Genomic DNA, 12,840 nt, shown 5'->3' with positions numbered 1-12,840 from the left:
ACCGGCGAGGGGTCGGAGCGAGAGGTGCGGGGCCAGGGGCGCCCCACGGGGAGGGCGCCCCTGGAGGTCAGCCCATGTGGGGGTAGCCGTACTCGGTCGGGGCGTTCCAGGTTTCCTTGATCGCCCGCGGGCTGGTCCAGCGCTGGATGTTCAGCAGCGAACCTGCCTTGTCGTTGGTGCCGGAGGCCCGGCTGCCGCCGAAGGGCTGGCGGGACACGATCGATCCGGTCGGCTTGTCGTTGATGTAGAAGTTGCCGGCCGCGCCGCGCAGCTTGCGGTGCGCCTCGTCGATCGCGGCGCGGTCGGTGGCGAACACCGCGCCGGTCAGCGCGTACGGACTGGAGGAGTCCACCACGTCCAGGATCTCGGAGTACTTCGCGTCGTCGTAGACGTGCACCGCGATGATCGGCCCGAAGTACTCGGTGGTGAACACCTCGTCGGCCGGGTCCGAGCCGACCAGCACGGTGGGCTCCACGAAGTAGCCGACCGAGTCGTCGCAGCCGCCGCCGACCAGCACCTCGATCGACGGGGTGGTCTTCGCCCGCTCCAGCGCCGCTTGGTGCTTGGCGAACGCGCGGCGGTCGATGACGGCGCCGCCGAAGTAGGAGAAGTCGGTGACGTCGCCGTAGCGGACGGTGCGGGTCAGCTCGGCCAGCTCCTCGCGCAGGCCGCCGTCCCAGATCGACCGCGGCACGTAGGCGCGGGACGCCGCCGAGCACTTCTGGCCCTGGTACTCGAAGGCGCCGCGGACGAACGCGGTGGCCAGCGGGGCCGGGTCGGCCGACGGGTGGACCACGATGAAGTCCTTGCCGCCGGTCTCACCGACGATGCGCGGGTAGCAGCGATAGGTGTCGAGGTTGTCGCCGATGATCCGCCACAGCTTCTTGAACGTGGCGGTGGAGCCGGTGAAGTGCAGGCCCGCGAAGCCGGGGTCGGTGAGCGCGACCTCGCTGACCGCCTGCCCGTCGCCGGTGACCAGGTTGATCACGCCCGGCGGCAGGCCGGCCGCCTCGAACAGCCGCATGGTGAAGTGCGCGGCGAACTGCTGCGACGGCGTCGGCTTCCACACCACCGTGTTGCCCATCAGCGCCGGGGCGGTGGGCAGGTTGCCCGCGATGGCGGTGAAGTTGAACGGGGTGATCGCGGTGACGAAGCCGTCCAGCGGGCGGTAGTCCATCCGGTTCCACTCACCCGGCACCGAGCGCGGCTGCTCGGCCATGATCTGGCGGGCGTAGTGCACGTTGAACCGCAAGAAGTCGATGAACTCGCAGGCGGCGTCGATCTCGGCCTGCTGCACCGACTTGGACTGGCCCAGGATGGTGGCGGCGTTGAGGGTGTCCCGCCACGGCCCGGCCAGCAGGTCGGCGGCGCGCAGCAGCACCGCGGCCCGCTCGTCGAACGGGGTGGCGGCCCAGTCCGCGGCGGCGTCCTTGGCGGCCTGCACGGCGTCGGCGACGTCCTGCGCGGTGGCCTGCGCCGAGGTACCCAGCACGTGGGAGTGGTCGTGCGGCTGGACCACGTCGAAGCGGTCGCCGCCGGCCATCCGCTGTTTCCCGCCGATGGTCTGGGTGAGCTCGATGCGCTCGGACTCCAGTTCGGCGATCCGCTTCTGCAGCGACTCCCGTTCCGGAGAACCCGGCGCATAGCCCTTGACCGGCTCGTTGTACGGCACCGGAACCGAAGTGATGGCGTCCATGGCCATGTCGCCTCCTCGCGAGAAGTCGCCGGTGGATGATTCGGGGTCCCTCATGCCCCGCAGGTCTGTTACCTGGGAGGTTAGGAGCTCAGCAGCACGCCGGGCTTGTCCGATCGGCTATCGTTGGCCACATCGGATTGTTCCGCTGGACAAATGAGGTTCGTGGGGTGCACGAGGTCGGTGTCGACCCGGTCGCGGTGGCCGGGGTGCCGTTGCGCCAACTCCTCATCGCGGTGGGGGAGCCCCTGGTCGACGTGCTGGCCGCGCCCCGCGGTTTCGACGTCGAGGTGCGCGACGTCGTCATCGTCGACCCGGAGGAGGAGTCCGGCAGCGGTCGCGGTGGAGACCTCGTGCTGGTCATCGGAGCACGCGGCCGGGCGGCGACGCGGCTGGTGCGGGCCGCGGCGCGGGACGGGGCCGCAGCGGTGGCGGTCAAGGTCGACTCGGAGGACGACGCCCGCCTGCTGCGCGACGCCGCCATCGACGGCCGGATCGCGCTGCTCGGGGTGCGCCCGGAGGTGCGCTGGGAACGGCTCGAGTCGTTCGCCCGCTCCGCCGTCGACAACGCCCGGCTGACCACCGACGCCGACCTGGGCGAGGCGCTGGGCGACTTGTTCTCGCTGGCGCAGACGGTGGCGGCGATGACCGACGGGATCGTCAGCATCGAGGACACCGCGAACCGGGTCCTGGCGTATTCGCGCTCCGACGACGAGGTCGACGAGCTGCGCCGCCTGTCGATCCTGGGCCGCCAGGGGCCGGAACCGTACCTGGCGATGCTCCGCGAGTGGGGCGTCTACCAGCGGTTGCGGGCCGGTGAGGAGGTCGTGCGCATCGACGAGCGGCCGGACCTGGGCATCCGGCGGCGGATGGCGGTCGGCATCCACGCGGGCAGCCAGCCGTTGGGCACGATCTGGGTGCAGGAGGGCCGGCGACCGCTGTCGGAGAACTGCGAGCGGGCGCTGCTGGGTGCGGCGCGGGTGGCGGCGCTACAGCTGATCCGGCAGCGCACCGAGGCCACCGCCGGGCCGCGCTTCCGGGAGAACCTGCTGGCCGGTCTGCTCGACGGCCGCACCGACGCCCGGTCGGTTGCCGACAACATCGGCGCGGACGCCGCCAAACCGGCGGTGGTCGTGGTGTTCACGCTGCGCCCCGCGGAGGCCAGCGCGGACCGCTCGGAACTGGAGTTCCAGCGGGCCGAGATGACCAGCCTGATCTCGGTGCACGCCTCGGCGTACCGGCGCAGCGCGCTGGTCACCACCATCGGCTCCCGGGTGTACGTGCTGCTGCCGGACCTGCCGGAGCGCTCGGCGGGCGCGGCGGCGCTGAGCCTGACGCGGGAGATCGTGACGGCGGCAAAGCAGCACCTGCGGGCCCGGGTGCAGGTCGGGGTGGGCTCGGCGGTGCCGACGCTGGACGAGGTGGCCGAGTCGCGCACCGAGGCCGACCGCATCCTCGACGCGATGGCCCACGACCTGCACGCCGAGGTCGCCACCATCTCCGACGTCCGGGCGCAGGTGGTGATCAGCGAGGTGCTGACGGTGCTGCAGGGCAACGAGCGCTTCCGGGACGCCCGCCTGGCGGCGCTGCACGAGCACGACGCCGAGCACGGCACGGACCTGGCCCGCTCCCTGCTGGCGTACCTGGAGTCCTTCGGTGACGTCCGAGCGGCCAGCGAACGCCTCCACGTCCACCCCAACACGCTGCGCTACCGGGTCCGCCGGGCGGGCGAGATCACGGGCATCGACCTGGCGAACCCGAGCGAACGCCTCAGCGCCCACCTCCAGCTCCTCCTCGCCCGCCGCACCCGCCGCTGACCACCGACGTGTCGGTCGCGCCGGGAAGGCGTCGCCCGCTGTTTCGGCGAACCAGGCTCAGCGGGGGAGGGATTCGCGGTGGCTGGTCATCCAGGCGGCGATCTGGGCTCGGGAGTGAAAGCCCAGCTTGGTCAGGATCTTCTCGACGTGGCCTTCCGCGGTGCGCGGCGAGATCACCAGGCGGGTCGCGATGTCCCGGTTCGTCAGCCCCTCGGCGACGAGTTCGGCGATCTCGAGCTCGCGTCGCGTCAGCACCGGCACCTCGCCGTCCCCGCGTGGTTGCGCGACCGACGCGGGCGCCGTTTCCAGGGCGAAGTCGATCGCCTCCGCGGTGGCCAGCTCCAGGCCGTGCTTGAACGCCTGCTCGAATCCGCTGTCGCCGAGCGCTTCCCGGCTGCGGTGGAGGTGTTCGTGGTGGAGGTCGGTGAGCGTCGCGTAGAGCTCCGGGGAACCGCCGATCGCGCGCCACATCCCACCGGCGATGCCGAACAGGGTGGCCGCGCGGGAGTGCTCCTCCTGGTCCGCGGTGACCCAGGCCAGCACCTCCAGGGTGAACGCCATGGCCGACCGGTCCTCCAGGACCTGCTCCAGCCGCAGCGCCTGCTTGCAGGCCCGCTCCGCCGCCTCCGACTCGCCCGCGCGCACGTCGATGGAGGCGCGCGCCCACAGCGCGTGGGACCGCCAGAAGAGGTCACCGATCCCGACGGACATCGCCACGCACGCGTCGAGGAGTTCCCGGCCCCGCGCCAGATCGCCGTTGTGGCCGACCGCCAGCCCGTGCATCACCAGCGCGAACAGCTCCCCGCGCAGAATCCCGGCGGTGCGGAACTGCTCGCGCGCCGCGCCGAAGAGCCCGACGGCCCGGTCCAGGTCGGCTTCGACCATGGCGGCCATCCCGGACACGTGCGCCAGGTAACCCTTCTGCTCGTCGCTGCCGACTGCCGCGACCAGGTTGGCGGCCTCGGCCAGGGCCGTCCGCGCGGCGGGCAGCTCGCCCTGGTGCACCGCGAACCAGGCGTTGAGCACGAGCCCGGCCAGCCGCTCCCGCGACACCGCGGGCACGCCGTCGAGCAGCCGGTTCAGCCACATCCGTCCTTCGGAGAGGGACCCGCGCAGCGTCCAGTAGTCGGCCAGCCGGACGGCCATGCGCAGACCCGCACCGGCCTCGCCGTTCGTGCGGGCGCAGAAGTCCAGGGCCAGCCGCAGGTTCGGGTAGTCCGCGCGCAGCCGGGCGTTCCACCTCGCCTCGTCCGGGCCGATCCACCGCGCGCCGAACGCCAGGGCCAGGCGGGCGTACCAGCTGCGGTGGCGGCGGCGCACCGCCTCCTGCCGCCCCGCGGCGGCGAGCTTCTCCTCCCCGTACTGGCGGGTGGTGTCCAGCATCCGGTAGCGAATCCCGGTGGGAGCGCGCTCCGGCAGCAGGATCGACTTGTCCACCAGGGCGTCGACGAGGGCGAGCACGTCCTCGCGCGGCACCTCACCCGTCGCGACGTGCTCCATTGCCTCCAGGTCGAAGGTGCCGGAGAACGCCGACGCGCACGCCCACACCCGCCGCTCCGCCTCGGAGCACAGCTCGTAGCTCCAGTCGATCAGCGCCCGCAGCGTCCGGTGCCGCGGTGGCATCCCGCGCCTGCCGTTGGCCAGCAGGGTGTGGCGCTCGCCGAGCCGGTCGGCGAGCTGTTCCAGCGACAGCGTGCGCAGCCGGGCCACGGCCAGCTCGATCGCGAGCGGCATGCCGTCGAGGTCGTGGCAGATCCGCGCCAGCGCCTGGTAGTTGCAGCTGTCGACGGTGAAGCGCGGGACCACCGCGGTGGCGCGGTCCAGGAACAGGCGCACCGAGTCGAAGTGCGCGACCGACGCCGGCGAGCTGATCTGCTCCGGGTCGGGCACCCGGAACGGCCGCACGTCGTAGGTGCACTCGCAGACCAGGCCGAGCGACTGCCTGCTGGTGGCGACGACCCGCAGTTCCGGGCACGCCCGCAGCAGGGTGCCGACCAACGCCGCGCAGGCGTCGACGAGGTGCTCGCAGTTGTCCAGCACGAGCAGCGCGGGACCGTCGGCGAGACGGTCCACGAGGGTGTCGGTGACCGGGCGACAGGACTGCTCGCGCAGCTGGAGCCGGTCGGCGACGGTCTCCGCGACCAGCCCGGGCTCGCGCAGGTCGGCGAGGTCGACGAACCAGACCTCGTCGTGAAACGCGCGCCGCACGTCCGCGGCGAACCGCAGCGCCAGGCGCGTTTTGCCGACCCCGCCCGGGCCGGTGAGCGTGATCAGCCGGTGCTCGACCTGCAACCGCTTCAGCTCGGAGAGCTCCCGTCGGCGCCCGACGAAGCTCGTCGCATCCGCGGGCAGGTTGCCCATCCGTCGCCGACGTGATGTGGTGCGCGCCACTCGGTCAGGGTAATACCTACGTCCTGACGTGCGGTTTGCACGCGGGATACGTAGGGGTGCGGGTATTTGCACGGGTTCGCCGCCGCGGCGCATGCGGCACGCTCGGTACCACTCCCGTCCGGGAGTCCAGATGCCGGTGACCGCCTCTCCCCCCGAAGCGCCGGTCCCCGGGATCGCGGAAACGCCGTGCGGCTTGTCCGACCCACCCAGCCCCCCGACGGGCCGGACAAGCCGTGCGGACGGCTCATCAAGCCGGTGCTTCGACGGGAAGCTCCGCCTCGGTCGCCGCGTCAGCGAGTCGCTTGTCGTAGGTCACGAACGCAGTCAAAGCGATGCGGGCGTCCAGCGCGGTGGCAAGGTGAATCGCATCCAAACTTCTCAGGTGCGTGCCGTCGAAAGCCGCGGCCGTCGCCAGGACCGGGTCCACTGGTCGAAGGAGCAGACCGTCCAGGAACTCATCGGCGGCGTTCCGCACGGAGCTGGCTACGGCGAGCCGCGTCAGGGCACGATGCAGTTCGACCCGAAGAAGCCTGGACGAGATCAACGGTTCGTCGTGCGACTCCAACCATTCGATCAGGGCTTCGGATTCGGGTTCCGGGATGATCAGCTTGATGGCGGCGCAGGAATCCAGATAGATCACCGATCGGTCTCCTCGCGGTCGGCAAGGATCGCCGCCGACCCGACGGGTTCGCCTGTGGGGGCACTCCGGGCGGGAGCGTGGCGCAACCAGGATCGGAGGCGGCGTTGGCGAGTTCTCCAGTCCGAGGGCAGTTCGCCTCGGTCGGCCCATTCGTCCAGGAGCATTTCATCCGGATCGGGCGCGGTCAGGACGCCCGCGAGCTTGCCGTTGCGGGTGATGATCAGCCGCCGCTCGTGCTGCAGGCGATCGAACACCTCGCCGCTGCGGTGGATGAGGTCAGAGACAGTCACTCTCCCAGCCGTCATGTCACCACTATATGACGGTGGTGACTTCCGCGGAACGATTCCGACCAGCTCGTGCGGCCGCGCGGTCAGAGCTTGCGGAGGCGGACCCGGTTGATGGAGTGGTCCGCGTCCTTGCGCAGGACCAGGGTCGCCCGGGGCCGGGTCGGCAGGATGTTCTCCACCAGGTTCGGCTCGTTGATCGTGCGCCACAAATGCTCCGCCTCGGCGCGGGCCTCGGTGTCGGACAGCTGCGCGAAATGGTGGAAGTGCGAGTTCGGGTTCGCGAACGCCGTGCTGCGCAGCGCCAGGAACCGGTCCACGTACCAGCGGGCGATGTGGTCGGTGTGCGCGTCGACGTAGATGGAGAAGTCGAACAGGTCCGACACCGTCAGGCTCGGGCCCGGTTGCAGGACGTTCAACCCCTCGATGATCAGGATGTCCGGTTGGCGCACCACGTGCTGCTCGCCGGGCAGGATGTCGTAGGCGACGTGCGAGTACACCGGTGCGGCCACCTCGGGCGCGCCGGACTTGACCTCGGTGACGAAGCGCAGCAGCGCCCGCCGGTCATAACTCTCGGGAAAGCCCTTGCGGTGCATCAGACCGCGGCGCACCAGCTCCGCCTTCGGGTACAGAAAGCCGTCGGTGGTCACCAGGTCCACCCGCGGGTGGTCCGGCCAGCGGGCCAGCAGCGTCCGCAGGATGCGCGCGGTGGTGGACTTGCCGACCGCGACGCTGCCCGCGATGCCGATCACGAACGGCACCCTGGTGCCGCGGGTCTCCTCGCCGAGGAACGTCGTGGTGGTCGCGTGCAACTGCTGCCGCGCGGCCACCTGGAGGTTGATCAGCCGCGACAGCGGCAGGTAGACGTCGGCGACCTCGTCCAGGTCCACCGGATCGCCGAGCCCGCGTAGGGCGACGAGTTCGTCCTCGGTCAGCGGCAGCGGGAGGGAGTCGCGTAGTTCCCGCCACTGGGCGCGGTGCAGCTCGACATACGGGCTACGTTCGCGAACGCGCGTCACAGACACCCCTCGACGTTGAGGCCCAGCAGGAACTCCGCCGTCGCCGGGATTCCCCCCGAGCGACACTCGGTGCACATTAGGCCGCCGGGTCGGCTGTGCGCTGTGACCCACTGCACGCTGAGACGCACGGAACACGATCACGCGGGAAACCGGAGGGCGTCCCCGACCGTGGTCGCCAGACGCCCTCCGCCCGCGGTCTCAACCGGTCATTCGCCTGCCCTGTCCGGGTTGAGCTTGGAGTTGCGGTAGCCGTAGGCGAAGTAGATCACCAGGCCGATGAGGAACCAGACGCCGAAGCGCACCCAGGTCGCGGTGGCCAGGAAGGTCACCAGCCAGATCGAGAACACGATGCCGATGATCGGCACGATCGGCATACCCGGGCACCTGAACCCGCGCGGCAGCTCCGGCCGTCGGTAGCGAAGCACGATCACCGCGGCGCAGACGATCACGAACGCCAGCAGGATGCCGATGTTGGTCAGCTCCGCTGCCTCGCCGATCGGCAGCAGCCCGGCGATCAGCGCCGAAGCGACGCCGATCAGCCAGGTGAACCGCGACGGCACCTTACGCACCGGGTGGGTCTTGGCGAACCACTTCGGCAGCAGCCCGTCGCGGCTCATCGCGAACCCCACGCGGGTCACGCCGAGCATGAAGGTGAACAGCACGGTCAGGATGCCCAGGATCGCGCCGACCGCGATGATGGCACCCAGCACCGGCAGGCCCACGTCGGCGAAGGCGCTGGCGAACGCGCTTTCGGTGCTGATCTCCTGGTACGGGATCATGCCGGTGAGCACCAGGCACGCCAGCACGTAGAGCACCATCGAGATGGCCAGCGAGTAGATGATCGCCTTGGGCATGTGCTTCTGGGCGTCGGTGGACTCCTCGGCCGCCGTGCTCATCGCGTCGTAGCCGAACACCGCGAAGAACACCGTCGCCGCCCCGGCGAACGCACCGCCGATGCCGTACGGGAAGAAGGGGTTGTAGTTGCCGGCGTTGATGTGGAAGGCGCCGACGACGATCACCAGCAGGACCACGCCGACCTTCAGGTACACCAGCAGCGTCTCGAAGCGGGCCGCGCTCTTCATGCCCTGGTTGAGGACGAAGGCGATCAGCAGGCACAGCAGCGCCGCGAACAGGTTGATCTTGTAGCTGCCCGGTGGGGCCGCGCCGTCCTCGGTACCGGGGGCGCCCAGCATCCACACCGGCAGGTCCACGCCGAGGAACCCGAGCAGCTCGTTGAAGTAGCCGGAGATGCCGATGGCCACCACCGCGACGATCGCGGTGTACTCCAGCAGCAGGTCCCAGCCGATCAGCCAGCCCACCACTTCGCCGAGTACCGCGTAGCCGTAGGTGTAGGCCGAACCGGCCTTGGGGATCATCCCGGCGAACTCGGCGTAGGAGAAGGCCGCCGCCGCGCTGGCGATGCCGGCGATGAGGAACGAGATCAACACCGCCGGCCCGGCCTTCTCGTTGGCCACCGCACCGGCCAGCGAGAAGATCCCGGCGCCGATGATGCCGCCGACGCCGATGGCGGTGAGCTGCCACAGGCCCAGGGAACGCTTGAGGCCCGTCTCGCCGTCCTCGGTGATCAGCTCGATCGGCTTGCGGCGGAAGATCCCGCGCCCCGGTTGGAGATGTGGTGTGGTCACGGCTTCTCCTGATGCTTCGTCTTGCGCGAAAGGGTACGTACAGGGGTGCTTCGGCTCGTCGGACGTCCCGCGCAACGTCGTCCGTGTGCTGCATCACCACTGGGTTTGCACGTTGCGGCGAAACCTACGCGGACGCCCGGCCGCAGCTGTTTGTCGGTTCGGATGAGAGTTTTGGCAACTGTTTGGCCGAGCCCACAAGCACGGTGGGGAACAGGGCAATCCAGCTCACACCGCTGATGCGCCCGGTAGCGACGCGTGACCGCGCGGGCCCCCGATCGTTAGTGTTCACGCCGGTGTCCGCCGCCTCGGAAGTGAGAGTCCGATGTCCAGTTACCGCACCGTCGTCGTCGGAACCGACGGCTCGGCGCCCTCGCTGCGCGCGGTGGCCCGCGCCGCCGAGGTCGCCGGTGTCTGCGCCGCCCGGCTGGTGATCGTCTGCGCCTACTACCCGAGCAGCGCGCGGGAGGTCGAGCACGCCCAGGACCAGCTGGGCGACGAGGCGTTCCAGGTGATCGGCTCGGCGCCGGCCGAGGACACCCTGCGGGAGGCCGCCGACATCGCCCGCGCGGCGGGGGTGGCGACCGTCGACACCTTCGCCTCGGTGGGGGCGCCGGTGCCGGTGCTGCTGTCGGCGGCGCAGCAGGAGTCGGCCGACCTGCTGGTGGTGGGTAGCCGGGGGTTGAACACGTTGAAGGGGCGCATCCTGGGGTCGGTGCCCTCCGAGGTGTCCCGTCGAGCGGACTGCGATGTGCTCGTTGTTCGAACCGCGAAATGAGCCCGCGCAGCGCGGCCACGAGGTCGAGGAGACCATCCTCGGCGGCCCGCCGCGCTACACCAAGGCCCAGGTCGCCGCGGCGGCCGAGGTCCCGGTGGCCCGCGCCGAACAGCTGTGGCAGGCGATGGGTTTCGCGCACGTCGACGACGACGCGGTGGTGTTCACCGACGCCGACGTCGCCGCCCTGCGTGCCCTGGTGGAGCTGGTCTCGGCGCAGGTGATCCCGCCGGAGCTGGAGTCGGCGGTGGCGCGCTCGTTGGCGCAGACCATGTCGCGGCTGGCCGAGTGGCAGGTCGGCATCTTCAGGTCGCTGCTCGGCGACAAGTTCGCCGTCGACATCGAGACCACCGCGCAGGTCGCCGAGGTGATCCTGCCGGTGATGGAGCGCATGCAGGGCTACGTGTGGCGGCGGCACCTGGCGGCCACCGCGGCGCGGGAGCTCACCGAGCGTGACCCGGGCGCCGACGAGCGGGTGCAGGTGATCGGCTTCGCGGACATCGTCGGCTACACCCGGCTGATCCGGGACTTCACCGAGCTGGAGCTGGCCCGGTTGATCGACGGCTTCGAGGAGGTCGCGACCCGGGTGGTCGCGGAGAACCGGGGCCGCGTCGTGAAGACCGTGGGCGACGAGGTCCTGTTCGTCACCGACACCGCGCCGGAGGCCGCCGAGATCGCGTTGGCGCTCAACGAGGAGATCGCCCGCACCGACCTGCTGCCGCCGCTGCGGATCGGGCTGGCGATGGGGCCGGTGCTGGCCCGCTTCGGTGACGTGTACGGCTCGACGGTCAACATCGCCAGCCGGTTGACCTCGGTGGCCCGCCCGGCGTCGGTGCTGGTGGACCGGGAGCTGGCCGCGGCGCTGCGGGGGCGGCCGGAGTACCAGCTGATCTCGATCGGGCCGACCAAGGTGCAGGGCTTCCGCGGGCTGCGGGCGTGGGCGCTGCGGCGGGCGTCGTGAGCGGGCACCGCACCGCTCACCCATCCGGGGATGTGATCGGGATGATCTTGGATGCAGCGGGCGAATTCCTCTGGTATGGGGCACGCGGGCGCCGGTCACCTGCGGTTTCTCGATCCGCGCCACACCGCAGAGGTGCGGTCTGGTCCCGGTTTGTCCGCTCGGCGGCGGTCGGTGTCCGCCGTTGAGCGGGATGCCCCGGGCGCGTCCCCGCAATAGAGTCGGTGCATGCCCGGATCAGTCGCTGCGGACAGGCATTCCGACGAAGTGACCGCACTGGCCGCGCAGTACGCGCGGCTCCCGGCCGGTACCCCGGTGCGCCTGGCCAAACCCACCTCGAACCTGTTCCGCTTCCGCACCCCGGCGACCGGTCCCGGGCTGGACGTGGGGCGGTTCAACCGGGTGCTGGAAGTGGATTCGGCCAACCACCGCGCCCATGTGCAGGGCATGGCCACCTACGAGGGCATCGTGGACGCGCTGCTGCCGTCCGGGCACATCCCGCTGGTGGTGCCGCAGCTGCGGACGATCACGCTGGGCGGCGCGGTCGCCGGGCTGGGCATCGAGGCCACCTCGTTCCGCAGCGGCCTGCCGCATGAATCCGTGCGGGAGCTGGAGATCCTCACCGGGGACGGGCAGGTGGTGGTGGCCCGGCCGGACGGCGAACACGCCGAGTTGTTCCGCGGCTTCCCCAACTCCTACGGCACGCTCGGCTACGCGCTGCGGCTGGAGATCGAGCTCGAGCAGGTGCGGCCGTACGTCCGGTTGCACCACGTGCGGTTCGGCTCGGCGCAGGAGTGTGCCGCCGCGATCGCCGAGATCTGCCGGGACCGCAGCTTCGACGGTCACCCCGTGGACTTCCTCGACGGAACGGTGTTCGACGCCCGCGAGCAGTACCTCACGTTGGGCTCCTATGTGGACGAAGCTCCGTTCGCCAGCGACTACACCGGACAGCGGATCTACTACCGCTCCCTGCGGCAGCGGCAGGTCGACTACCTGACCATTCACGACTACCTGTGGCGGTGGGACACCGACTGGTTCTGGTGCTCCCGCGCGCTCGGCGTCCAGCACCCGCTGGTGCGGCGGCTGTGGCCGAAGAAGTACCGCCGCTCCGACGTGTACCGGCGCATCGTGGCCTGGGACCGCCGCCACGCGCTGACCGACCGGCTGGCCGTGCTGCGCGGCCGCGGCGTGCACGAACCGGTCATCCAGGACGTGGAGATCCCGGTCGACCGGCTGCCGGAGTTCCTGGAGTTCCTCCACCGGCAAACCGGCATCAGCCCGGTCTGGTTGTGCCCGGTGCGGCTGCGCGACCGCAAGGGCTGGCCGCTGTACCCGATGGACCCCGACACGCTGTACGTCAACGTCGGGTTCTGGGCCACGGTGCCGCTGCGACCGGGTGAGGCTCCCGGCCGGCACAACCGCGCCATCGAACGCAAGGTGTCCGAACTGGACGGTCACAAGTCGTTGTACTCCAACTCCTACTTCGAGGAGGACGAGTTCTGGCGGCGGTACAACCGGCCCGCGTACGAGCGGTTGAAGCAGCGCTACGACCCGGAGGGGCGACTGCCCGGGCTGTACGAGAAGTGCGTGGCGGAGAAGTAGCGGACGGCGTGGCGAGGA

At 70.7% G+C, this 12,840-nt stretch carries 10 protein-coding genes; 4 read left to right on the top strand and 6 right to left on the bottom strand.

The features are described 5' to 3' along the window. Positions 1-67: 67 nt before the first annotated feature. Positions 68-1,696, bottom strand: a complete 1,629-nt coding sequence (gene pruA / locus IEY17_RS17405) for an L-glutamate gamma-semialdehyde dehydrogenase (protein ID WP_188989089.1) — start codon at positions 1,694-1,696, stop codon at positions 68-70. Positions 1,697-1,863: 167 nt separating this feature from the next. On the opposite strand from pruA, the gene IEY17_RS17400 reads away from it, so the two are divergent. Next, positions 1,864-3,510, top strand: a complete 1,647-nt coding sequence (locus IEY17_RS17400) for a PucR family transcriptional regulator (protein WP_229680253.1) — start codon at positions 1,864-1,866, stop codon at positions 3,508-3,510. Positions 3,511-3,567: 57 nt separating this feature from the next. On the opposite strand, the gene IEY17_RS17395 is transcribed toward IEY17_RS17400, so the two are convergent. From IEY17_RS17395 to IEY17_RS17375, 5 genes are all read right to left on the bottom strand, one after another. Then, positions 3,568-5,901 (bottom strand): ATP-binding protein, encoded by a 2,334-nt coding sequence (locus tag IEY17_RS17395; protein ID WP_188989016.1) that lies wholly within the window; start codon positions 5,899-5,901, stop codon positions 3,568-3,570. A 247-nt stretch (positions 5,902-6,148) separates the two neighbouring features. Beyond that, the gene (locus IEY17_RS17390) at positions 6,149-6,541 is read right to left on the bottom strand and encodes a type II toxin-antitoxin system VapC family toxin (protein WP_188989014.1); all 393 of its coding nucleotides are present in this window, start codon (positions 6,539-6,541) and stop codon (positions 6,149-6,151) included. After that, positions 6,538-6,795 (bottom strand): hypothetical protein, encoded by a 258-nt coding sequence (locus tag IEY17_RS17385; RefSeq protein WP_188989012.1) that lies wholly within the window; start codon positions 6,793-6,795, stop codon positions 6,538-6,540. The genes IEY17_RS17390 and IEY17_RS17385 overlap by 4 nt, the downstream gene beginning before the upstream one ends. Positions 6,796-6,911: 116 nt before the next feature. Further along, a complete protein-coding gene (gene coaA, locus IEY17_RS17380) occupies positions 6,912-7,844 on the bottom strand; it encodes a type I pantothenate kinase (protein WP_188989087.1) in 933 nt (310 codons plus the stop codon). Between the two features lie 206 nt (positions 7,845-8,050). After that, entirely contained in the window at positions 8,051-9,490 is a 1,440-nt protein-coding gene (locus tag IEY17_RS17375) for an amino acid permease (protein WP_188989010.1), read from the bottom strand. A gap of 322 nt (positions 9,491-9,812) precedes the next feature. Here IEY17_RS17375 and IEY17_RS17370 point away from each other — a divergent pair, with 322 nt between their 5' ends. The 3 genes from IEY17_RS17370 to IEY17_RS17360 all read left to right on the top strand — a co-directional run bounded on the left by IEY17_RS17370 (position 9,813) and on the right by IEY17_RS17360 (position 12,822). Next, entirely contained in the window at positions 9,813-10,265 is a 453-nt protein-coding gene (locus IEY17_RS17370; protein ID WP_188989008.1) for a universal stress protein, read from the top strand. Continuing rightward, entirely contained in the window at positions 10,246-11,223 is a 978-nt protein-coding gene (locus tag IEY17_RS17365) for an adenylate/guanylate cyclase domain-containing protein (RefSeq protein ID WP_229680252.1), read from the top strand. Before IEY17_RS17370 ends, IEY17_RS17365 begins: the two co-directional genes overlap by 20 nt. A 225-nt stretch (positions 11,224-11,448) precedes the next feature. Then, a complete protein-coding gene (locus tag IEY17_RS17360; protein WP_188989004.1) occupies positions 11,449-12,822 on the top strand; it encodes an FAD-binding oxidoreductase in 1,374 nt (457 codons plus the stop codon). The last annotated feature ends 18 nt before the right edge of the window (positions 12,823-12,840 follow it).

The organism is Saccharopolyspora thermophila (assembly GCF_014646075.1).
In the GTDB taxonomy this organism is placed as follows: domain Bacteria; phylum Actinomycetota; class Actinomycetes; order Mycobacteriales; family Pseudonocardiaceae; genus Saccharopolyspora; species Saccharopolyspora thermophila.
The sequence above is the reverse complement of the archived record's forward strand: the minus strand, read 5'-3'. Positions and strand labels throughout refer to the sequence as shown.